Raw genomic sequence first — 21,581 nt, forward strand, 5'->3', positions numbered from 1 at the left:
CCTGTGTTCTTTTACTTGCTTTCACTTAAAAGCCTTCCCGGTCAAAGGCATTCACGCGTATGTCGTTGCTACGCTTGTCTTTGGTAGTGGGGCCGGCCTCCAACTCGGTACCGCCTTTCGTGTCGTATACCCAAGTTTTTTTGCCCCAGCCTCTTACATCCGACGCATCTTTTATTTCGTCCTCGCCCCGGCCGCCTACAATTTTTATTTTGATGCCTTTGTCTACTTTTCCGTTTATCTCAAATTCATCGTCACCGGCCAGGCCGTACAGGGAGAGAAGGCTGGTTTCGGAGCGGTGGAAAATACGATGGTAGGCAATGGTATCATCAGATTTCCGGTACACGGTTACTTCTGTGTCGTCGTTGTTCAGGCGCTCCACTACGAAGCGTTCTTCCTGATCGGTGCCAACCACCAGCGGTTCTTCTGCCAGAATCTCATAAAATTCGTCAGCAGCTTTGGGTAGCTGATCGCGGCGGTTCTTCAGCTTGTCAATAATCTCCGGGCCTATCAGCTCGAATACTGTGTCAGGAAAGTGGTGTACGGCCTGCGTTATCAGTGTGTCGGTAAGGCTGCTTTGCAGTACCTGCGCCAGCGAATCGAACTGCTGCCGCGTCAGTTCCGACAAAGCGCGCCGATCAATAAACTCAGCGTTTATGGTGAGTGCCTTTACGTCGGTAAAATCATCCCGGAAGGACTCGAATTTACGAATACCCCAATTGCGGCTGAAAAGCCAGGGCACCAGCCCATCCTGAAACCGGAAGAAGGCATTGTCCCGATCTTTGGGTATGGGGCGGTAAGTGGTTTCGCCGTCTTTCTTATACTGTGCCCATTCCCACTGCCCCTCATGCCGGTCCCAGTCGCCGATGAGCATATCGAACAGGCGGGCTTTGGCGAAAGCCCGCTGGTCAATATGCACATCATCGCTGTCAAAGCGGTCGTGCAGTACGGTTCCCGAGCCATCAATATCCCTGGCATTTCCCAGGTCGGGCGTTATGTCCTTTTCGCTGTCATACTTGTTTTCCAGCAGAAACAGCCTGTCGCTGAACTGCGCTTCATACTTGCCAAAATCGCTGTCGTGGGGCCGCACATAAACCAGTTCGGGCATGGTGTGCGGAATACCTGCTGCTGCAGCCAGCGGAGCTACTACTAAAGCGCCATAAGGGTTACCGGCTGAGGTCTGGTCGCGCAATATATTCAGCGCAAAAGTTCTGCGCAGGAACGGAGGGAGCACCGCAGAAGGATCTTTGTCGAGCGTGCGCAGGGCATATTGCCGGCCCTTTTCGTCTGTTAATGTCATGCTGGTGGTCTGAAAGCCTCCGCCCAGTTTTTCGAATTTCAAACCGCCCTTGGTCGTGTCCATGTCAAATACCGCCACTTCAACGGGAGCATTCCAGACGGGGCGGTAGTGTTCTCCCCAAAACAGGTTATGGAAACTGCTCCGATCATAATGTTTGCCCGCCTGCACCACCACACTATCTATGCCGGCAGGATTTGCCTCCAGTTTCTGCCGCACAGCCGGATCCGAAACCGGAGTTGCGGCAAAAAAATCTTTCCGGGCACACCCTGAGGAGATGGCGAAAAGCAGGATGACAAGCACAGGTGTTAATGGCAGGTAAGGTATTTTCATAGACAGTGGATTCATTAAATATATTTCCTATATAACGTAACGCAGTTATAATGTTTCTATAGAAACAACGATTTATATTCTGGCTGGATAATGGCGTTAAGGCGGAGGTTTTGTATACGTTGGCAAAGTTTGCAGCTGTACAACTACTTTGCTGACCCAGGGTATTCTTCCGCTGCTGAAATTCTCCTGCTATATATTGCACAAATGCGTGCCGTAACCCAAGTATTGCCTGATAGGAGTATTGGGCTGGCTTGATAGTCAAGTTGCAGGGTGATTTCCTGTAAGTATCTGTGCAGAATGAAGCTTAACTTATTTTGTCCTCCTGCAAGTATAAATGCCTCACTTGTTACGGGGTATCTTGTCAGCGGGCTTTATATCCGCTTCATAAGCCTTACTGACGCCTGTAGGCAAGATTCCTTCAGAATGACAGCATCTGCTTATACTTTAAACCGCTTTTGTACAGCTACTTATTTGAAAAAGCCGCGAACTATTTTCAGGCTGATACTTTTCTGGCTTTGGTAGTAAGCTGCGCCGCTTGTTTATACTTCCAGAGCAGAAAGCCGGAGATGGAAAGGATACCGGGCATCAACCCAAAAAAGCTGTACAGGAACTTAACGAAATAACCGGCATAGTCGCCAAAGTGGAGGGCCTGCAGCACCAGCGGTAAGCGGCTAAGCAGGGGCTGCTCCCGTAAAAAGCTGGTTTTCTCTACCGCTCCGGTTTTATAGTTCACGGCCACGCTGCTGTAGATAGCGCCATAGTAAACAGGGTCGGAGCGGAAGCGGCCTTTCAGTTGCAGCTGCCCGGCGGCATTTACCGGAAAACGCAGGTACGTCACCTCAAAGCCCGGGTACTGCCGGCGCACTTGTTGCAAAGCAGCATCTACAGAAGCAGTGATGGGCGGAACCGTTATCGTTTTGGGGCTGCCTTTCAGGGCGCTCTCCAGCACGGTATAGGCCAGCACCAGCCCGGAGGTACTCATCAGCAGGTTAAAGAGCAGCGCCCACACGCCTACCGTGCGGTGCAGGCCCGAGAACAGGCCCCGTCGGCTTTTAAAAGAAAACTTCTGCCGGAACAGCAGCACTTGCCAAATGGAGCGGCGGTAAAGCATAAAACCCGTAACGGTAAGTATAAAAAGCGACAGCCCCACAAGCAGCACCACGAATTTACCGGGCAGGCCTGCCAGGTAGGTATAATGTATATCCAGGAGCAGCTGCGTGAGGCGGTGGTGCGCCTGATTTATGGTGGCCAGTTCGGCCCCGGTTTCAGGATGCACAAAAATCCATTTCTTGTGCAGGCCCTGCCGCAGCTCGTAGCGCAGCGCCTGGTCAGCCGACTCCGGCAGGCTGGGCACCCGGATGTCCCAGCCGGGGTTTTGCTGCCGGATGCGCGCCACCGAGGCATCTATACGCAGGTGTTGGGCCGGCTCGGCAAGTGTGGCTTTGTCGGCAAAAAGGGCGGCATCTATGTCATCATCAAAAACAAGCACCACGCCGCTGAGGCTGCTGACTAGGATAAGGATTCCGGCCACCAGCCCCAGCCAGTGGTGCAGGGCAAAGGTATATTTTGTTCGTTTCCGCATTACCAGTTATAAGAAGCCCCCACCTGGAAGCGTGCACCGTTGGCGCGGGTAAAGTAATCGTTGCGGCCATACCAGTAGGCCTGCGGCAGGTAGTAGGCCTGGTCCAGCAGGTTCTCCACGCCCAGGTTTATACTTAGTTTTTCGGTGGCCTGGTAAGCGGCAGCCAGGTTAAAAATACTGAAAGCCTCCACCGGACCTTCGCCGGAACTATAGGCTCCTTTGGCGTTGCGCTCAAAATGGTCGCGGGCACCGGAGTACAGCCACTGCAGGTTCAGGTTCAGTTTTTCGGTGGGTTTTACGTTTAGGTACGAGGTTATTTTCAGCGGTGGAATGCGGGTACCGTTCAGGTAAGTATCTGCATCATCGTTAAAATCATCGTTGTCGTTTACGTCTGCTTTGCCTTCGCTGTAAGCGGCACTTGCGCCGAGGGTCAGTTTATCGGAGGCAAAGAAATCGGCCACGACTTCAAAGCCTTCCACATATTCCGGAGCCCGCGCAATGGCGTATACCCCGTCTTCGTTGGCTTTCAGGTTAGCGCCAAGCTTGGAGGTGCTGATAAAGTAGGCACCGCTAAAATTAAATTTGCCGATGCTGCTGTTAAAGCCTGCCTCATAGTTGTTCACAATCACGGGGTCCAGGTCCATCTGCGCAATGTAGTTTTCGGTAGCGCCGCGCACATACCGGCCAACATCAATCATCGAAAACCCCTGCGAATAGCTCACAAATGGCTTAAACTGCCGGATGCCGGCATAGCGGAAGCCTACGTTAAAAGTGTTGGCATCAAACTTCAGGGTGCCGCCGCGCACGTACTCGCCGCCTGCGCCGGAGGCCAGCACCAGCTGTTGAAAATCAGGAATGTCGATCCGCACATTGTCGTAGCGGTAACCTGCTTTAAAGATGAAATCCTGGTAGAGGTTAAGCTGCAACTGCGCGTAGGGTGCCAGGTTTTGCAGGTCCATTTCGGGTACCCAGGTGCGCCCGTCAACCAGCGGCTGCGAGGTAACGTCGTTCAGGTAATCCACCCCGTACAAAATACTGAGTTTGGCTTTACCCAGGTCAACCGGCGTGTTCAGGCTCAGGCGCAGTCCTTTTTTGTTTGATTCGATGGTAGACTGGCCGCCGTTCTCGAAGTAAGACGTCCAGCCATACACGGTATAGAAATTCTGCAGGTAAGCACTCAGGTCCACATCGGTGTGCAGAAACAGGTCTTTGCCGGTATAGCGCAGCTGGGCGTTGTGGTTGTAGCGCGTACCCTCGCTGATGCCCTGCTGCTCGCCTTTTACCCCAATGCTGGGCTCCTCGGCATAGGTACCTTCCTGCAACACGTAATCCGACTGCTGGCGGCTGCTGAAGTAGTTGTACATGGCCTCTACCCGGTGGTGGGTGTTAACATTGTAGCCTACTTTGGCGAAGCCGTTATACAGCCTGGTTTCGCCGAGGCCATACACCGGCGAGATCACCTGGCCTTCGCCATCTTTAAACACACCGTTTTTCTCGTAGGTGCCGGTGGCTACATAATCGAAGTGCTTTAGTTTGCCCGTAAACTGCTGCGAAACACGTCCGCCAAAGGTATCATCGGCGTGGAACAGCATGCCGGTGCCACTCACCGAGGTAGCAGCGCTAAACGGTTTGCTGGTGTCGGCTTTTTTGGTGATGTAATTGATGAGGCCGCCGTCGGCACCGTTGCCATACACGGCGGTAGCGCCTTTTACCACTTCCACGCGCTCAATGGCGGCGGGGTCGATGGTGCGCACGTCGCGGCTGCCGGCGCGCAAAGGCGTAGACTGCGGAATGCCGTCTATCATCACCAGCACATTCCGGCCCCGGAGCGTCTGGCCCACGTTGCTGGTAGAGTTGCTGTTAAGGCCCAGCCCCGGCACCGCGTTAGCAAGGATGTTGGAGATGTTGGTACTGATCTGCGACTGGATCTGCAGCGTGCGGGAGTCCAGAACATATACCGAAGCCGGCGTTTCATCCAGGGTTTCCACGGTGCGGCTCGCCGACACAATTACTTCGCGCAGGGCCCTTTCGTTTGTCTGGATGGTCAGGTCCAGCGTCAGCGCCTGGCCTGCTGCCACCGTAAGTGGCTTTTTGATGGCATTGTAGCCGACGCCGCCCACGCGTAAGGTATAGGTGCCGGGCTGTACGTTTTCTATCCGGAAGTACCCTTGTTCGTTGGTATTGTCGCCAAGCGTAGCGCCTTCCAGGGCTACGGTAACCATTTCTACAGGCGCACCTTTTTCGTTTTTCACCGTCCCGTGTATCAGCCCGGCCTGGCTTTGCGCCTGCGCCGCGACCGTAAACCCAAAGAGGAAAAGGAGGAGTAAAGACTTTTGCATGTTTTATTTTTATTTAGACTGATTCTATTCAGACAAAAGTAGTGGCTCCCCTTTAAACTGTCAAGGCTTATTTAAAATTATTCTAAATTACTAAAGATGGAACTTAGTTACCACAGGTATAACACAGCAAAAGGGCCGGAATAATCCGGCCCTTTTGCTGCTTGATAACTTAAAAATAAAGTTACTGTCTTACAAACTCTGTTCGCCTGTTGTTTGGCTGTGCTTGGGAAGCGTTGCTGGTGTTTAGTGGTTTTGTCTCGCCCCAGCCTCTGGCCGACAGACGCTCCGGCGCAATGCCCAGGTTTACAAGTAAAGCTTTTGTGGCTTCTGCCCGCTTCTGGCTCAGGGTCATGTTAAACCTGTTGTCGCCGTTGCTGTCGGTGTGGCTCTCGATACTGAATTTCAGATTGGGTTGTTCCTGCATCAGCTTTACAATTGCGTTCAGGGTACCCATCGAGGCAGGAAGTACATTGGCATAGTTCGGGATAAACTTAATACCCTGGGTTACAACTTTACCCGATGTTGCGAGCTCATCATCCAGGTGGTTTCCGCCGCCGCTGGCTATAAATACCTGCTTCACCATTGTTTCGGCGTCAGTGCGGTTCTTTACCTGTATTTTCAGGCCGCTTGGTTTTCCTTTTACCTGCGGCATGTCGAGGAGGCAATACTGGTCGAGGTATACTTGCAGGTGACCTTTGTTAAGCGCAATGGCTAGGTGCCGCCACTTTTCTTTTACACCGGCAGCTGCCAGCTCTGCCGATTCGGTGCCTTCTTTTTTGAAATGAACACTGTTGGCTTGTATCACCAGGGGCTCCGAAAAGTCGCCGTTCACTGCCTTTTCATTCTTGCCTGCGTCATCTGTCAGGTAAATCTCGTAGGCCACTTTCGGGTTATCAGTCGCAAAGAACAAGTCCATCTCTATGGTAGACGTTTCGGGGAGCCAGTTTTCGGTGGCCATCATGGGGCTGATGCTTGTACCATTGTCCACCAGTTCCAGCACGTTTTCGCTTCCGTAGGGGGCTACTTCTACCGTTCCGCCGGCCGAGTGCCAGTGCGCCGGAAACTCGCCTTTGTCTTCGCCAATCAGGTTGTCTTCAAACAGCACGCTATCGCCGGGCACAAAATCATACCTGGCCCACGATGCATAAGGTCCCGGGTTGAAGGGGTAAGCCGGCGGCGTAATCGTCGTGCCTGCGGTTACAGGCCAGCCGGCTGCTTTTATGCCGTTGCCGGAATGTGCCTGCGCCGGAAGCACGGCCGATAAGAGCAGGGCAAGATAAATATGGGGTGTATGCATTTAAGAGTGTATGGATTTGGATAAATTACGAAAAGGCCGGTGCCCAAAGTATAAAAGGAAGCAAATAAGATACCAGTACAAGTATAAGCCCGCACAAGGCAGGCATTTCTTTTACCTGATTCAGGGGCAAGTATAAGGCTTTCGTTATCAAGGCTGCAGAAAAGAATCTATAGTTGGCGGCTCGCCGGTAATCAGCAGGCGTATACTTTGATTTCTGTTTAAGGGTTTCGGTTAATGTACAGACGCGCATTCGCTTGAGCATCATGGCCTATACCATCAGGTTATGTCCTGAACCCGCGAATTTATTGCTTTTCAGATATACTTATTTGTTTCGTCTAACGCGCTCATGTTTACCCTGTGCGAGGCTATCAGCCAAAGCTTTTCTATTTTACAAAGTACCTGAACTGTATCGGGTATATGTCCTCATGCAGCAATACCTCTCCTTTAAAAGTGTTCACTCCATGTTTAGGAGCTGATGCTCTATAAATGTATTTCACTCCATACTTCCCTTCTTCCCGCTCAATGACATACGACTTTTCGTTTTCAATACTCACAAAAGTACTCTCACCTTTAATTGGATTTAAATAAATTGTTGCCACGAAAGGAGCTGATAATGATGTCGTATCATTGCTAAAACTGATCGAAAAGTCCTCTTTCCTATAGGTATACTTGAAGACCTCCTTTTTCCTGAAAATTCCGTCCTTACCTTTAGCAAGCTTGTAAAAAATATCTCCATTTAATGGACTGTTCACCAATTTTATAGACTCGCTCACCGTGTCTCTTTTTGTAAATATCAGTTCTCCGTCTTCATCATATGCTTCAACAATAGAGGTGTCGGCAAGCATCTCTTGCCGCAATTCCTCAGATGAACCTTTATAGGATTCTACGTTCCTATGCGATCTAAAAAGATAAAACAAGAGCAGTGACAGTATAGCAACTACTGTAATAGCTATGATTCTTTTTTCATTAACTAATAATTTGGGCTATCGGTGTTGGTGTAGCCGAGGCTTGAAGCGCAGCAAAGGTTAGGGCGGCACTTTGTTGGCAGAAGTTGTTCTTCTTTTTATAAGATTTAATTTTAATGAATTTAAAAAGAACCTTCTATTCTTAATATTAACCACACAACTGCAAGCACGAAAGCCATTCCTATAATGTTGTTTCCTACACCATAAGCTATACTATCGGCAGTTATACCACAATACTTGTTTTTTATAGCCTTGAAACTTTTTGGTTCTCTTCCCTTGACAGTATCAATTACAAAAAGAGTTACCCATTGAACAGAAAGCCCAATGTATCCGAAGAAAATTCCTCCAAAAATTGCTTGAAACATATTTTTATGGGTTCCTATTGTTGCTAGACGCGAACATACAGTTATAGGCACTAAGTATGGATGTGAAGCTGCATATTTTTACCTGTTCTTCCCCTTTTACCATGCTTATACCCACCGTCTGCATAATATAATATTAAGCTAATATAACAGAAATTTACAAATTATGTAGCGGCCGCAGCGCTTTAGACAGAGCAGGCGCTACAAACCGGTTTTTTATACTCCCTGAAGTATGGACCACAAAAAAGCCTGCCACTTTACAGCAGCAGGCTTCCCGTTTATACTTTATACTTCAAACTTACGCTTCGGCTCTGGAGTTGCGGTTGCGCTCGTTCTCGTCGAGGTAGATTTTGCGCATGCGGATGCTCTTGGGTGTTACTTCCAGCAGTTCGTCCTTCTGGATGTATTCCATGGCTTCTTCCAGGGAGAAGTGTTTGGCCGGTGCGATTTTCACGTTGTTATCAGAACCGGAAGCGCGCATGTTGGTCAGCTTCTTGCCTTTCTGAATGTTCACCGTGATGTCGTTCTGGCGGCTGTGCTCCCCGATTACCTGGCCCATGTATACTTCCACGCCCGGATCAACGAAGAAGGCACCTCTGTCCTGCAGTTTGTCGATAGAGTAAGCAGTGCCAGGTCCTGTTTCCATCGAGATGATAGATCCGTTGATGCGGCCTGGTATCGTACCTTTGTATGGCTCGTAACGGCTAAAGCGGTGGTTCATGATGGCCTCACCGGCGGTGGCTGTCAGTACGTTGTTACGCAAACCAATCAGGCCGCGTGCCGGGATATTGAACTCCAGGTGTTGCAGGTCGCCTTTTGGCTCCATAATCGTCAGTTCGCCTTTGCGCTGCGTTACCAGCTCAATTACTTTACCAGCCGTTTCTTCGGGCACATCTACTACCATGTGCTCAATTGGCTCGCAACGAACACCATCAATTTCTTTATAAATTACCTGTGGCTGGCCTACCTGCAGCTCGTATCCTTCGCGGCGCATGGTTTCTATCAGCACCGACAAGTGCAGGATGCCACGGCCAAATACCAGGAACGTATCTTCACGGTCGGTTTCCTGCACACGCAGGGCCAGATTTTTCTCTGTTTCCTTGAACAGGCGATCACGCAGGTGTCGGGATGTCACGAACTTGCCCTCTTTACCGAAGAAAGGAGAGTTGTTGATCGTGAACAACATATTCATGGTTGGCTCGTCGATAGAGATGCGTGCCAGTGGCTCCGGATTCTCAGCATCAGCGATGGTATCGCCAATGTCAAAACCTTCGATACCGGTTACCGCGCAAATTTCGCCGGCTGATACTTCCAGAACGCTCTTTCTGCCAAGGCCTTCAAAAATCTGAAGTTCTGCTATTTTACCTTTTTTGATGGTGCCATCTGCTTTGCACAGGGCTATGGGCATGCCTTCTTTCAGGGTACCACGGTGCACACGGCCGATAGCGATACGACCTACGAAAGAAGAATAATCCAGCGACGTGATCTGCATCTGCGGCGTACCTTCACGGAACGGCGCAGCCGGTATCACATCAATAATAGCATCCAGTAAGGGCGTAATATTATCTGTTGGCTGTGTCCAGTCGGTGCTCATCCAGCCCTGCTTGCTGGAGCCGTACAGGGTTACGAAGTCAAGCTGATCTTCCGAAGCATCCAGGTTAAACATCAGGTCAAATACCTGCTCGTGTACCTCGTCGGGGCGGCAGTTTTCTTTGTCAACCTTGTTCACCACCACAATTGGTTTCAGGCCAAGCTGAATGGCTTTGCCCAGCACAAAACGGGTCTGTGGCATGGCGCCTTCAAAGGCATCCACGAGCAGCAGTACGCCGTCGGCCATTTTCAGTACACGCTCTACTTCACCGCCAAAGTCAGCGTGACCAGGGGTGTCGATGATGTTAATTTTAACGTCTTTGTAGCGCACCGATACGTTTTTGGAAACGATGGTGATACCACGCTCGCGCTCCAGATCGTTGCTGTCCAGAATCAGATCGTCAAAATGCTGGTGTTCTGCGAACAACTTTGAAGCATGGATAATTTTGTCCACGAGCGTCGTCTTGCCGTGGTCAACGTGTGCGATAATCGCAATATTTCGAATGTTTTGCATTGATTTCATTTATCGAGCCGCAAAATTACGAAAAAGGGTTTACATTTTCAGTAGTTCGCTCGAAATAAACAGGTTAGGATTGTAATAAATTTATGCCGCACCGGTAAAAACGAGCGATCAAGAAAAGAAACACCATTGCGCTACACTTTGTTTCATAAAGGGTTAAGTAAACGGATAAGCTATAAAACGGGATGTCCGGTGCTACCGCCTGAACAAAAGTTAGTCCATACCTGCTCGCGGACGTTGCCGGACCAATAGCCACCATTGGCAACTTTAAAGGTGTGTGCCGGGCTGCATCCGGTGATTCTGCCCGGCAGCATTAACAAACCAAACAGCCTGCCCGTATTTTATAGCTATACTTAAACAAATAATACTATGACAGAACTACATTCCGAGGCAGACAATATAGAAAACACCGCACAATGCATTATTGCGGCCTTTAAAGAAATGCAGGTACAGGAAGGCCAGACACTGCACTACCAGCAACTGTATCCATACCTGCAGGAGCGCTATCCCAAGTACAAGGATGTGCAGAAAGAAGCAGAGCATCACCTGGCGAAGGAAGGTTATATCAATCCGGCGCCGGATGGCCTGATGCTGACACAGACAGGCGCTGATTTTGTGTATGGCAAAAATGCCTGATATATCGGAGGCATAAATAAAAAGGGCAGTTGGCTAAATATGGTCAGCTGCCCTTTTTATTTTAGAATGGCTTTAAAAGGATAGTAAGCACCTGTGTGAGGCAAACCAACGTTGCGGTGAAGAAGGGACAGCGGGACGCTGCCGGCACGCGCCTGGCACTGATTTTTGTTTAAGTACACTTTTCTACCGTATACTTAAGTATAGGGCTGCCGGAATAAGGCAGTGAGAATTTAGCAAAGCAGCGACATGAAACCATATAGCAAGTTAAGTATAGCCGCCCTGTTTTTAGTGGGGGCCGTGGGGTGCACATCGCTCTCGGAAGGACAGGTGAGCACAACGGCGCCAAACATGAACCGCCGTGTGCCGTCGCGTGGTGCGGCAGGTATCGGCCTGCGCGAGGGCATGGATGGCAAAGCCAGTGAGATTAACCGGAAACGTAACATTGAGCAATTCGACAAAAACCTGCCCGCCATGACGCCTCCCGCAGTGCGCCCCCACAAACTGCCACATGCACCCGTTGATACTGTTAACCATAAAGTACAGCAGCCGCTCAATACCAAAGTGCCGCCCATAGATTAAGGCAACCGCCGTGCTGCCCGTTTTATGTAGCAGCACGGCGGTTATACTTATTAGAGTGCTTGTCGTCGCGGAAGCGGTTTATTTACTTTCTTCATCAGGTGCGCCTACATCCAGCGGCTCCTCTTCCTTATGCAACTCGTCAGGCTCCAGGTTTACGTATACTTCATGGTCGGGCGGTGTATTTTCTGATTCATGATCCACTTCTTCCGGCGCGGGGTTCCTGGTCACTTTTTCCATGCTGTTGCGCTCGCCCAGGTCGTCGCCATCATCCCGTCTCGTTCTGAAATTATCTTTCTGCCTCATACTTTTAAGTGGTTTTGCCTGGTTTTAGCAAGCAAGGTTTATACTTGTGTTGATTTATACTTGAAAAGTCTTATGTCCTGATACGTACGTCGTGATACGTAATAACCTGTATCGTCTTTCAGGAGATGTTATACTTACGCAAAAGCCCGGCAGGAGTAAACGGCTATTCTGAATTTTGCGGCGGTGCAATCCGTTGGCTATTCGTATATTTGTATTTTAATCTGAGACATGACAACAAATCCTAAACGCTATACTGTTACAGCCGCTTTGCCTTATGCCAACGGGCCCGTGCACATCGGGCACCTGGCGGGTGTATACCTGCCGGCTGATATCTACGTGCGCTACCTGCGCCTGCAGAACCGCGACGTGAAATTTATCTGTGGTTCTGATGAGCATGGCGTGCCCATCACAATCCGCGCCAAAAGAGAGGGCATTACGCCGCAGCAGGCCGTGGACAAGTACCACGAGCTGATAAAGCAGTCTTTCGGTGAGTTTAATATTTCTTTTGATGTGTATGATCGCACTTCCTCTGCCATACACCGCGAAACAGCTTCTGATTTCTTCCTGAAACTCTACAACGACGGCAAGTTTATCGAGCAGACCACGCAGCAATATTATGATGAGGAGGCGCAGCAGTTTCTGGCCGACCGCTACATTACAGGTACCTGCCCCCGGTGCGGCAACGAGAACGCTTACGGCGACCAGTGCGAGAACTGCGGCTCCTCGCTGAACGCCACAGACCTCATCAACCCGAAAAGCACCTTAAGCGGACTGAAGCCGGTACTGCGAGAAACCAAACACTGGTACCTGCCCCTGAACGAGTATGAGCCCTGGCTGCGCGCCTGGATTGTGGAAGGCCACAAAAACGACTGGAAGCCCAACGTGTACGGCCAGTGCAAAAGCTGGATAGACCAGGGCCTGCAGCCGCGCGCCGTTACCCGCGACCTGGACTGGGGCGTACCTGTGCCGCTGCCTAGTGCCGAAGGAAAAGTGCTCTATGTGTGGTTTGATGCGCCCATCGGCTATATCTCGGCTACCAAAGCGCTGACAGACGATTGGGAGAAGTACTGGAAAGACCCGGAAACGAAGCTGGTGCACTTTATCGGCAAAGACAATATTGTGTTCCACTGCATCATCTTCCCAAGTATGCTCAAGGCGCACGGCGATTTTATACTTCCGGAGAATGTACCGGCCAACGAGTTCCTGAACCTGGAGGGCGATAAAATTTCTACATCCCGCAACTGGGCCGTGTGGCTGCACGAATACCTGCAGGATTTTCCGGGCAAAGCAGATGTGCTGCGCTACGCGCTGGCCGCCAACATGCCCGAAACCAAAGACAACGACTTCACCTGGAAGGACTACCAGGCCCGCAACAACAATGAGCTGCTGGCCATACTTGGTAACTTTATCAACCGCGCTGTGGTGCTTACAGAGAAATATTACGAAGGCGAAGTGCCCGCCCGTGGCGAACTGACCGATTACGACAAGGAGGTATTGGGTGTGCTGGAAGGCATGCCGCTGGTGATTGCCGCGCATATTGAGCGCTTTAAGTTTAGAGATGCACTGGGGGAACTGATGAACCTGGCCCGCCTCGGCAACAAGTACCTGGCCGACACTGAGCCCTGGAAATTAATCAAGACGGATGCTGCGCGTGTAAAAACTATCCTGAACATCGCGCTGCAGATTTCCGGTAGCCTGGCTATTCTGATGGAGCCCTTTTTGCCACAATCGGCTGCAAAGCTGCGCGGAATGCTAAGTATGAATCCGGCCATGTGGGCCGATGCCGGTTCCGCTGAACTGCTGCCAGCCGGCCACATTATCGGTAAGCCGGAACTGCTCTTCGGGAAAGTGGAAGACGCCGCCGTAGACGCGCAGGTACAAAAACTGCTCGACACCAAAAAAGCGAACACCATAGCCAGTGCCACGGTAGCGCCCGCCAAAGCTGATATTACCTTTGATGATTTCAGCAAAATGGATATTCGCATCGGAACGATTCTGGAAGCTGAGAAAGTAGCTAAAACCAAAAAGCTCCTCAAACTGAAAATCGACACGGGCCTCGATCAGCGCACGGTAGTGAGCGGCATTGCGGAATTCTTCAGCCCGGAGGAAATTATCGGGCAGCAGGTAAGTATACTCGTGAATTTAGCCCCCCGCGACATCAAAGGCATCACCAGCCAGGGAATGATTCTGATGGCAGAAAACGCCGATGGCTCCCTGGCTTTTGTGCAGCCGGGCAAACCAGTTGCAAATGGGGGAGGAGTGAGTTAAAATTGATGAACCATCTTTGAGATAGTTAAAAGAGACGCAAAATATGGCGTCTCTTTTTTTACCCATGCATAACGCTCACCGGCAGGAACCCGGTTCCTGCCGGTGAGCGTTATGCAGCATTCAAGTCCAATCGATACAAGGAAGGCTGTCTTTTGATAAAATTTATACTTGCACAGGCGCTATACTTTGTTTCTGATGGGCCTCACGCTTTTCCTGTTCTAATTTACCGATTACCCACCTGAAGCCTGCCGCCGTTACCACAGCCATGGCGCCCATCGCCCACCAGAGCGTGGCAAAGCCATAGGCCGCAATGATGGTGGTGCCCAGAAACGGCGCTACCACGTGTGCCGCCGAGTAGGAAATAGTATAAAGGCCCATGTAAGCGCCGCGGTTGCCGGCATCGGAACGTTCTACTGTGAGCGTGGCCATAAACGGCATTGCCAGAATCTCTGCTATACTTAACAGCAGCATCGAAATATAAAGCACGCTCAGGTGGTGCACCAGGTTTAGCAGCATATAAGAGACACCAAGCGTCAGCAGGCCGGCTGCTATCAGTATAGATTTTTTAGCCCGCTCACCAAGCAGGTATACGGTCAGCATTTCTACCAGAAAAACAATCAATCCGTTCAGCGCCATCAGGGTACCGATGCGGCTCTCGGGCAGCAGGTACACCTGCCTGTAGTATAGCGGCAGCGTGGAAAAAAGCTGGAAAAAGATGGTGGCAAAACAGCTGCACAGCACGACAAACAGTATAAAATAGCCGTCGCGGTAAGGAGACCGAAGAGTTATGGCTGACGTGGCAGCATCGGGCTTTTGCCGTATTGGCTGGTGGCCCTGCTGGTTGCGGAAGTATACAAAGAAGAAAATGCCGGCAGCAATGCAGGTAGCGCCATCTGCCACAAAAAGCCAGTGATAAGAGAATGCCGCCAGCACGCCACCAATGGCCGGGCCAACCGAAAACCCGAGGTTTATCGCCATGCGGTTAAGCGAAAAAGCGCGCGTCATGTTCTCGGGTTTGGCATAGTGGGCAATAGAAGCTGAGTTGGCCGGGCGCAGCATGTCGTTTACCAGGCTAAGTATAAATACCCCCGCTGCCAGGTAAGCAAACTGCTCCAAGTTAAGCAGCACAAAGTATAAGCAGCCACCCAGCACCAGGCTCACAAACTGCACCCTGAAATGCCCGATTTTATCGGTAAGCCAGCCACCCAGAAAGGAGCCGCACACAGAACCCATACCATAAATGCTAAGTATAATTCCGGCCTCCCGCAAAGTATAACCCAGCATATCGGTTACATAAATGCTCAGGAAAGGGGTAACCATAGCGCCGCTGCGGTTAATGAGCATCACTACCGACATCATCCAGGCAGGTTTGGAAAGGCCCCCGAAGGCGTTGCGGTAGAGGAGGAATACCTTTTTCATAGCTTCAGCAGAGACGCAGTATTTTGCATCTTATTGTTTATTGGTGCACAAATGTTACGTCTCTGCAGGTTTATACCTTGTTTATTATTTGGTATTAAACTGGTTCATGGTCCGCTCCAGGCCAATGGTGCCGAAAGCAAGCGCCGCTTCAGCTGCTTTTTCGATGAGCGTCTGCAGTTCTATCTGCTCGTCAGGCGTAAACTTGCTGAGTACGTAATCCACCTGCTTGCCTTTGTGAAAGTCGTCGCCAACGCCGAAGCGCAGGCGCGGGTAGTTGTTGTGGCCCAGCGTCTGTTCGATGTGTTTCAGGCCGTTGTGGCCGCCGGCGCTGCCTTTAGACCGGATGCGGATCTTGCCAAACGGAAGTGCCAGGTCGTCGGTAATAACCAGCATTTGCTCGGGCGGCAGCTTTAGGGTATTCAGGTAATGACCAGCTGCTTTGCCGCTCAGGTTCATGTAGGTGGTGGGTTTTACCAGCACATAAGTACGGCCTTTGCTCTTGATTTCCGTTACAAACGCATGGCGGCTTACCTCAAAGTTGCTCTCATACTTGCGGGCCAGGTAGTCCAGCACCATAAAGCCGATGTTGTGGCGGGTATCCGCATATTCGGGACCGATGTTGCCGAGCCCCATAATCAGGTATTTCATACTTGTATCTTCCAGGACCGGAGGCGCTGCAGAAAGCCCCAGCCACTGTTTTATAGTTTTCAGCATTAGTTAAGACTTTAGACGCTAGACGTTAGATTTTTTGATCAGACCAGAAACTACAATCTAGCATCTAATATCTAAAGTATAATGTCTAAAAGTAAAAAATCCTGCCCTGCATGGTGGCAGGACAGGATTTGATAAGTAAAGCAGTGCTTCAGCTTATTTTTTGCCACGGGCTTCTTCCGTTTGTGCGCTCTTAAGGGCACGCGGAATGGTAACAGTTGCTACCGGAGCCAGCGGGTTTGTCAGGATCTCGTAGTTGCCGGGTTTGATTTTGCCAACTTTGATTGACTTACCAAGCTCCAGATCCGAGATATTTACTTCTACATAATCCGGCAGGTTAGCAGGCAAAGCTTTTACTTTCAGCTTGCGCAGCTTTGTAACCAGCTTGCCACCGGCTATTACGCCCGGAGAGTTGCCCACCATTTTTACCGGAATATCCAGTTTCACTTCTTTGCCTTCCTGCAGTTCCAGAAAGTCTACGTGCAGCAGCATTTCGTTTACCGGATGAAATTGTGCATCCTGCAGTACTGCACGGTAATGCGTACCCTCTACGTTCAGGTCTACTTCGTATACTTCCGGCGAATAAATCAGGTCTCTGAACAGGATAGCCGGCGCATAGAAATGCACTTGATGACCGGCGCCATACAATACACCTGGCACAAAAGACTCATTGCGCAGCTCTTTGGACTGCTGTTTACCGAGATTTGCTCTTTTAAACCCTATAATCTCTAAAGTTTTCATAAAATGAATTTGTTAAAATATATCGCTACTAAAGTATAGCCGTTTTTGGTTGATCGTTATTCGTTGCTCGTTTATAGTATTTCGTTTTTCGTTTTAGTGTGTCGTATCCAGCATTCGAAAAACGAGCAACGATATTAAATAAACAGCGAGCTGATCGACTCGTGGGTAACCACGTTGTTGATGGCCCTTGCAAACAGGTCGGCAAAAGACAGCACCTTTATTTTCGGGCTGTCCTGCCTTAGCGGAACTGTGTCTGACACAACAAGTTCTTTCAGCACAGAGTTCTCTATGCGCTCGTAAGCCGGCCCCGACAGCACGGGGTGCGTGGCAATGGCCCGCACCGATTTTGCGCCTTTCTCTGTTAATAGCTCAGCTGCTTTGGTGATAGTACCTGCCGTATCTACCATGTCATCTACCAGCACCACGTCCATGCCTTCCACATCGCCGATTACCTGCATAGAGGCAATTTCGTTGGCGCGCTTGCGGTGCTTGTCGCAAACCACCATTTCAGCGCCGAAGTTCTTGGCAAAAGCCCTTGTCCTGACCACACCGCCTACGTCCGGCGAAGCGAAAATAAGGTCACTGCCCAGGTTAAGGCTGCGCAGATAGGGCACAAAAATAGCTGAGCCATCCAGGTGATCTACCGGAATATCAAAAAAGCCCTGTATCTGGCCGGCGTGCAAATCGCAGGTCATCAGGCGATCGGTGCCTACCGACTGAATGGCATTGGCCACCACTTTAGCGCCTATTGATACGCGCGGCTTGTCTTTCCTATCCTGGCGGGCATAGCCATAGTAAGGCATTACCACAATTACTTTGTGTGCCGAGGCACGCTTGGCGGCATCCACCAGCAGCAGCAACTCCATCAGGTTGTCGGCCGGCGGAAAGGTAGACAGCACAATAAAAACTTCTGCCCCGCGCACCGATTCGTTATAGTGTACGCCAATTTCGCCGTCGCTGAAACGAGAGATGGTCAGGTCGCCCAGCTTGGTGCCATAGGCGGCAGCTATTTTTTCAGCTAAGTACTGCGATTCGGAACCAGAGAATATTTTTACCTGTGGCATAAGGATGCTAAAAGCTAACGGTTGAGGTTTGGATTTAGGTTGCTATGCCTGCAAAGCTACCAAAAAATCGTGTACCCGGCACCACATATTTCTGATTTTAAATCAGTTAGATTGTCTTATATAAACAAAAAAGAACAACCTGCGGATGGCAAGCTGTTCTTTTCAAGTTGTCCGACCAGGGCTCGAACCTGGACTCTTCTGAACCAAAATCAGACGTGTTGCCAGTTACACCATCGGACAAGTTACCTACTAAACTACTGGGTGGAAGCCCCTTCGTTTTTCGGTGATGCAAAGATAGAGAGACGTTTTTAAACTGCAAACAATTGAATAAAATATTTTTGTAACATTAGTTATTCCAAAATCTGCTCCAGCGCCGTGTCATAGTGCTTTTTGGCTACTGAAATACCATGGAAAAGCACTCCGTCGATGTGGCAGTCGTGGCGGGTTACGACACCTAATTTTTTGAAAGTCACCTGTTTATTTTGCAGCGCTTTTTCAAAGGCTTCCTGCTTTCCGGGAGCAACCGAAACGACGATGCGGCTCTGACTCTCGCCAAACAAATACGCATCCTTCCTGTAGTTTTTGTCAGTTTCCACGTCAAAACCCAGCTCGTTCGGCATCGCAGATTCCAGCAGCGTGATGTATAGACCACCATCGGCCACATCGTGGGCCGACTGGATGAGCTTATCTGCAATCAGTTCTTTTACTGCCGCCTGCACATTCAGTTCCGACTCCATGTTAAAGTATGGGGCAGGGGAGAGCTTTACGTTGTGATAAGAATAAAGATACTCTGAAGAGGCGATGTCGTTCTGCGCTTCTCCTAACATATAAATCGCGTCGCCAGCCTGCTGAAAAGCAAGAGTCATCTTGTTGTCTTTTTTCTCCATGATGCCCAGCATACCGATAGTTGGCGTCGGGAACACAGGGCCCTCATCCGAAGACTGGTTGTAGAAGCTCACATTTCCGCCTGTTACGGGTGTTCCCAGGGCTTCGCAGGCCTTTTTCATACCTTTAATAGCGCCCACAAACTGCCAGTATACTTCCGGTACGTAAGGGTTGCCGAAATTGAGGCAGTTGGTGATGGCTACAGGTTCACCGCCGGCGCACACAATGTTGCGGGCAGCCTCGGCTACGGCAATAGCGCAGCCCTGCTCGGGGTCGGCGTGCACGTAGCGGCTGTTGCAATCCACGGTAACAACGATGGATTTGTCGGTGCCTTTTACTTTTACAACAGCGGCATCGGCTGGTGCGTTGGTGCTCATGGTGGCCGTACCTACCATCGAGTCGTACTGGCGGTATACCCAGCGTTTGGAGGCGATGTTGGGGTGCGTGGCCAGAAACTCCGCTACAGCCTGTAAATCTTCAGGCTCCTCTACCTCGTCGATATTAAATTTTTTAGCCTCGGAAAAGTAAGCCGGTTCGCGGTACTCGCGGTGATACACCGGTGCGCCGCCGCCCAGCACCAGGTCATTGGCAGGCACCTCGGCCACCAGTTCGCCATTCTGGTAATAGCGCAGCTGGCCGCCTTCCGTTACCACGCCTATCTGCTCGCAGTATAAATCCCACTTGTCGCAGATATCTTTTATGGTTTGTTCCGCGCCTTTTTTCATCACGATCAGCATGCGCTCCTGGCTCTCTGAAAGCAGGATTTCGAAGGGCACCATGTTGGCCTGGCGCATCGGTACTTTGTCAAGCCAGATGTCCATGCCGTGTTCGCCTTTGGCGCTCATTTCGGAAGTAGAGCACGTAATACCGGCAGCGCCCATGTCCTGGATGCCTATCAAATCGCCGGACTGTATGATTTCCAGTGAAGCCTCTAACAGCAGTTTCTCCTGAAAAGGATCGCCTACCTGCACCGATGGCAAATCGTTTACAGAATCTTCGGTGATGTCTTTAGACGCAAATGCAGCGCCATGTATACCATCCTTGCCTGTAGCAGAACCTACAATAAACACCGGGTTGCCGGCGCCGTAAGAAGTCGCGCTGGCTGTTTGCCCCACTTTTACAATACCTGCCGAAAAAGCATTTACCAGCGGGTTGATATTGTAGCACTCATCAAAGAAAAGCTCGCCACCTACCGTAGGTATACCGAAAGCATTGCCATAGTCGCCGATGCCTTTTACTACGCCTCTTAACAAACGCTGTGTTTTTTCAGAGTGTATATTGCCGAAGCGGAGCGAATTGAGCTGCGCAATGGGGCGGGCGCCCATCGTAAAAATATCGCGGTTTATGCCGCCCACGCCGGTGGCAGCGCCCTGGTAAGGCTCGATGGCTGACGGGTGGTTGTGTGATTCTATCTTAAAGCTGCAGGCATAGCCATCGCCGATATCGACCAAACCGGCATTTTCTTCACCGGCCTCAGCCAAAATACGCGGCGAGGACTTGGGCAGGGTTTTCAGCCAGACGATTGAATTTTTATAGGAGCAGTGCTCTGACCACATCACCGAAAAGATACTAAGTTCGGTGAAGTTAGGTGTGCGCCCCAGAATTTGTTTGATACGCTCGAATTCCTCTTCCAGAAGACCGAGCTTCCGGGCTGTTTCTACGGTAGTATGTTGTTCCACGTTTGTCTGGCTTTTGTAATGGATGAACAAAAGTAAGAATTTATACTTTAAGGTACAGCCGGCGGTGCTGATTTTAGCAAAAGCAGGTATAAGTGGATTTGAATAATTGAAGATGTATAAATTTGAAGATAAGGGACTGCTGTTTCTGTCTTTACTAAAAGGAAAATCGCCGTTTTAATTTATCTTCCTGCTTAATATGGGCATGTTCTGAGAACTTTGCTTCTTTTTATACCTGAAGCCTGACACCTGCCGGCTGTTTATGCGTAAAGAAGTGGCAACACTTTTCTTTTTGCCATGCCAGTAACAACAGTTAACCCCAATGTAGTAACCACCACCTGTGGCCGCCAGTTAGATTTAAGTACCACCACATTGGTGATGGAACGTTCCAACAGCCTGTTCAGCTACAACATTCATAAGTTAGAAACGGGGGAGTACGTAATAGTGGAGAAGTTTTACGCCAATCCCTTTAACAACAGGTATATTCTGCTGAATGATGAGCAGATTGAATTACTCAAGAACTTATAACCCCTAAAGAACAACACTTCGCGTATTCTCTGAAGTATAAATAAGTAAACACCGTAGAGACAGTAGTAATGCGATCTGGTGCGCCCATCCGCAATGTGGAGGATTTGCAATTGACCGGCAAGAGCTGGAATACCACTTCAGCGGAAAACTATATAGGTTTTGATAATATATCTGTTCCATTCAAAGGAATGGTGTGTTTTAAAGCCGCCAATAAAATGAACACGGCGGTGTATGACAGGGAAGTGTGGTTTGTGGTGGATGAGCCCGGCAAATGGACGCTCAGAATTGATATATAAAGTAAGGATATCCGGTGCTTACAAGTATAATGCACGCCTGCGCATCATATAAGTATAGGATAGTAAATGCTGCCGCATAAGGAGTGCGGCTTCACAGGTATAAACGCTTGCTTACCAGATACTCCTGTTGCACCTATAACCAACCAGGTATAATTTTTTCCATTCCGCGCCTCAGATCCGTTAAGGTTAAAAG

General features: G+C 50.1%; 19 protein-coding genes and 1 tRNA gene. 5 read left to right on the forward strand and 15 right to left on the reverse strand.

All coding sequences use genetic code 11. The features are described from left to right. Nucleotides 1–25: 25 nt before the first annotated feature. From I2I11_RS03585 to typA, 8 genes are all read right to left on the reverse strand, one after another. Nucleotides 26–1,627, reverse strand: coding sequence for a hypothetical protein (locus tag I2I11_RS03585; RefSeq protein ID WP_196266265.1), 1,602 nt, complete (start codon nucleotides 1,625–1,627; stop codon nucleotides 26–28). 493 nt (nucleotides 1,628–2,120) lie between these two features. Then, nucleotides 2,121–3,209, reverse strand: coding sequence for a PepSY-associated TM helix domain-containing protein (locus I2I11_RS03590; protein ID WP_196266266.1), 1,089 nt, complete (start codon nucleotides 3,207–3,209; stop codon nucleotides 2,121–2,123). Then, nucleotides 3,209–5,548, reverse strand: a complete 2,340-nt coding sequence (locus I2I11_RS03595) for a TonB-dependent receptor (protein ID WP_196266267.1) — start codon at nucleotides 5,546–5,548, stop codon at nucleotides 3,209–3,211. The genes I2I11_RS03590 and I2I11_RS03595 overlap by 1 nt, the downstream gene beginning before the upstream one ends. A 181-nt stretch (nucleotides 5,549–5,729) precedes the next feature. Continuing rightward, nucleotides 5,730–6,845, reverse strand: coding sequence for an OmpA family protein (locus I2I11_RS03600; protein ID WP_196266268.1), 1,116 nt, complete (start codon nucleotides 6,843–6,845; stop codon nucleotides 5,730–5,732). Between the two features lie 25 nt (nucleotides 6,846–6,870). After that, nucleotides 6,871–7,110 carry a hypothetical protein gene (locus I2I11_RS03605; RefSeq protein WP_196266269.1) on the reverse strand — a complete coding sequence of 80 codons (240 nt, stop codon included), beginning with the start codon at nucleotides 7,108–7,110 and terminating at the stop codon, nucleotides 6,871–6,873. A gap of 118 nt (nucleotides 7,111–7,228) precedes the next feature. Then, nucleotides 7,229–7,690 (reverse strand): hypothetical protein, encoded by a 462-nt coding sequence (locus tag I2I11_RS03610; RefSeq protein WP_196266270.1) that lies wholly within the window; start codon nucleotides 7,688–7,690, stop codon nucleotides 7,229–7,231. 242 nt (nucleotides 7,691–7,932) lie between these two features. Beyond that, nucleotides 7,933–8,175 carry a hypothetical protein gene (locus I2I11_RS03615; protein WP_196266271.1) on the reverse strand — a complete coding sequence of 81 codons (243 nt, stop codon included), beginning with the start codon at nucleotides 8,173–8,175 and terminating at the stop codon, nucleotides 7,933–7,935. Between the two features lie 295 nt (nucleotides 8,176–8,470). Then, the gene (typA, locus tag I2I11_RS03620; RefSeq protein WP_196266272.1) at nucleotides 8,471–10,276 is read right to left on the reverse strand and encodes a translational GTPase TypA; all 1,806 of its coding nucleotides are present in this window, start codon (nucleotides 10,274–10,276) and stop codon (nucleotides 8,471–8,473) included. A 375-nt stretch (nucleotides 10,277–10,651) separates the two neighbouring features. Between typA and I2I11_RS03625 the strand changes: the two genes are divergently transcribed. Together I2I11_RS03625 and I2I11_RS03630 are read left to right on the forward strand one after the other, a co-directional pair. Then, on the forward strand, nucleotides 10,652–10,918 hold the full coding sequence (locus I2I11_RS03625; RefSeq protein WP_230679863.1) for a hypothetical protein: 267 nt from the start codon (nucleotides 10,652–10,654) through the stop codon (nucleotides 10,916–10,918). A 246-nt stretch (nucleotides 10,919–11,164) separates the two neighbouring features. Then, complete coding sequence (locus tag I2I11_RS03630) at nucleotides 11,165–11,497, forward strand: hypothetical protein (protein WP_196266273.1); 333 nt, start codon at nucleotides 11,165–11,167, stop codon at nucleotides 11,495–11,497. Nucleotides 11,498–11,575: 78 nt separating this feature from the next. On the opposite strand, the gene I2I11_RS03635 is transcribed toward I2I11_RS03630, so the two are convergent. Then, nucleotides 11,576–11,800, reverse strand: a complete 225-nt coding sequence (locus I2I11_RS03635) for a hypothetical protein (RefSeq protein ID WP_196266274.1) — start codon at nucleotides 11,798–11,800, stop codon at nucleotides 11,576–11,578. A gap of 228 nt (nucleotides 11,801–12,028) precedes the next feature. Between I2I11_RS03635 and metG the strand changes: the two genes are divergently transcribed. Continuing rightward, a complete protein-coding gene (gene metG / locus I2I11_RS03640) occupies nucleotides 12,029–14,068 on the forward strand; it encodes a methionine--tRNA ligase (protein WP_196266275.1) in 2,040 nt (679 codons plus the stop codon). Nucleotides 14,069–14,230: 162 nt separating this feature from the next. Here metG and I2I11_RS03645 read toward each other — a convergent pair whose 3' ends face one another. The 6 genes from I2I11_RS03645 to purL form a co-directional block, all read right to left on the reverse strand. Then, nucleotides 14,231–15,487, reverse strand: coding sequence for an MDR family MFS transporter (locus I2I11_RS03645; protein ID WP_196266276.1), 1,257 nt, complete (start codon nucleotides 15,485–15,487; stop codon nucleotides 14,231–14,233). Nucleotides 15,488–15,571: 84 nt separating this feature from the next. Continuing rightward, nucleotides 15,572–16,135 carry an aminoacyl-tRNA hydrolase gene (pth, locus tag I2I11_RS03650; RefSeq protein ID WP_196266479.1) on the reverse strand — a complete coding sequence of 188 codons (564 nt, stop codon included), beginning with the start codon at nucleotides 16,133–16,135 and terminating at the stop codon, nucleotides 15,572–15,574. Between the two features lie 219 nt (nucleotides 16,136–16,354). Beyond that, nucleotides 16,355–16,939: a 50S ribosomal protein L25/general stress protein Ctc gene (locus I2I11_RS03655; RefSeq protein WP_196266277.1), complete on the reverse strand. Its 585-nt coding sequence runs from the start codon at nucleotides 16,937–16,939 to the stop codon at nucleotides 16,355–16,357. Between the two features lie 134 nt (nucleotides 16,940–17,073). Then, complete coding sequence (locus I2I11_RS03660) at nucleotides 17,074–18,003, reverse strand: ribose-phosphate pyrophosphokinase (protein WP_196266278.1); 930 nt, start codon at nucleotides 18,001–18,003, stop codon at nucleotides 17,074–17,076. 167 nt (nucleotides 18,004–18,170) lie between these two features. Then, nucleotides 18,171–18,243 (reverse strand) — tRNA-Gln (locus I2I11_RS03665). A 110-nt stretch (nucleotides 18,244–18,353) separates the two neighbouring features. Further along, nucleotides 18,354–20,597, reverse strand: a complete 2,244-nt coding sequence (gene purL / locus I2I11_RS03670) for a phosphoribosylformylglycinamidine synthase subunit PurL (RefSeq protein ID WP_196266279.1) — start codon at nucleotides 20,595–20,597, stop codon at nucleotides 18,354–18,356. Between the two features lie 264 nt (nucleotides 20,598–20,861). Here purL and I2I11_RS03675 point away from each other — a divergent pair, with 264 nt between their 5' ends. Continuing rightward, on the forward strand, nucleotides 20,862–21,092 hold the full coding sequence (locus tag I2I11_RS03675) for a hypothetical protein (RefSeq protein ID WP_196266280.1): 231 nt from the start codon (nucleotides 20,862–20,864) through the stop codon (nucleotides 21,090–21,092). Between the two features lie 68 nt (nucleotides 21,093–21,160). Beyond that, a complete protein-coding gene (locus tag I2I11_RS03680) occupies nucleotides 21,161–21,388 on the forward strand; it encodes a hypothetical protein (protein WP_196266281.1) in 228 nt (75 codons plus the stop codon). The last annotated feature ends 193 nt before the right edge of the window (nucleotides 21,389–21,581 follow it).

It is taken from the genome of Pontibacter rufus (assembly GCF_015694705.1).
In the GTDB taxonomy this organism is placed as follows: domain Bacteria; phylum Bacteroidota; class Bacteroidia; order Cytophagales; family Hymenobacteraceae; genus Pontibacter; species Pontibacter rufus.

Bases quoted from the DNA above. Each gene is read 5' to 3' on its own strand.
- I2I11_RS03585 (WP_196266265.1), bottom strand. From the start codon at position 1,627: ATGAAAATACCTTACCTGCCATTAACACCTGTGCTTGTCATCCTGCTT.
- I2I11_RS03590 (WP_196266266.1), bottom strand. From the start codon at position 3,209: ATGCGGAAACGAACAAAATATACCTTTGCCCTGCACCACTGGCTGGGG.
- I2I11_RS03595 (WP_196266267.1), bottom strand. From the start codon at position 5,548: ATGCAAAAGTCTTTACTCCTCCTTTTCCTCTTTGGGTTTACGGTCGCG.
- I2I11_RS03600 (WP_196266268.1), bottom strand. From the start codon at position 6,845: ATGCATACACCCCATATTTATCTTGCCCTGCTCTTATCGGCCGTGCTT.
- I2I11_RS03605 (WP_196266269.1), bottom strand. From the start codon at position 7,110: ATGATGCTCAAGCGAATGCGCGTCTGTACATTAACCGAAACCCTTAAA.
- I2I11_RS03610 (WP_196266270.1), bottom strand. From the start codon at position 7,690: ATGCTTGCCGACACCTCTATTGTTGAAGCATATGATGAAGACGGAGAA.
- I2I11_RS03615 (WP_196266271.1), bottom strand. From the start codon at position 8,175: ATGTTTCAAGCAATTTTTGGAGGAATTTTCTTCGGATACATTGGGCTT.
- typA (WP_196266272.1), bottom strand. From the start codon at position 10,276: ATGCAAAACATTCGAAATATTGCGATTATCGCACACGTTGACCACGGC.
- I2I11_RS03625 (WP_230679863.1), top strand. From the start codon at position 10,652: ATGACAGAACTACATTCCGAGGCAGACAATATAGAAAACACCGCACAA.
- I2I11_RS03630 (WP_196266273.1), top strand. From the start codon at position 11,165: ATGAAACCATATAGCAAGTTAAGTATAGCCGCCCTGTTTTTAGTGGGG.
- I2I11_RS03635 (WP_196266274.1), bottom strand. From the start codon at position 11,800: ATGAGGCAGAAAGATAATTTCAGAACGAGACGGGATGATGGCGACGAC.
- metG (WP_196266275.1), top strand. From the start codon at position 12,029: ATGACAACAAATCCTAAACGCTATACTGTTACAGCCGCTTTGCCTTAT.
- I2I11_RS03645 (WP_196266276.1), bottom strand. From the start codon at position 15,487: ATGAAAAAGGTATTCCTCCTCTACCGCAACGCCTTCGGGGGCCTTTCC.
- pth (WP_196266479.1), bottom strand. From the start codon at position 16,135: ATGAAATACCTGATTATGGGGCTCGGCAACATCGGTCCCGAATATGCG.
- I2I11_RS03655 (WP_196266277.1), bottom strand. From the start codon at position 16,939: ATGAAAACTTTAGAGATTATAGGGTTTAAAAGAGCAAATCTCGGTAAA.
- I2I11_RS03660 (WP_196266278.1), bottom strand. From the start codon at position 18,003: ATGCCACAGGTAAAAATATTCTCTGGTTCCGAATCGCAGTACTTAGCT.
- I2I11_RS03675 (WP_196266280.1), top strand. From the start codon at position 20,862: ATGCCAGTAACAACAGTTAACCCCAATGTAGTAACCACCACCTGTGGC.
- I2I11_RS03680 (WP_196266281.1), top strand. From the start codon at position 21,161: ATGCGATCTGGTGCGCCCATCCGCAATGTGGAGGATTTGCAATTGACC.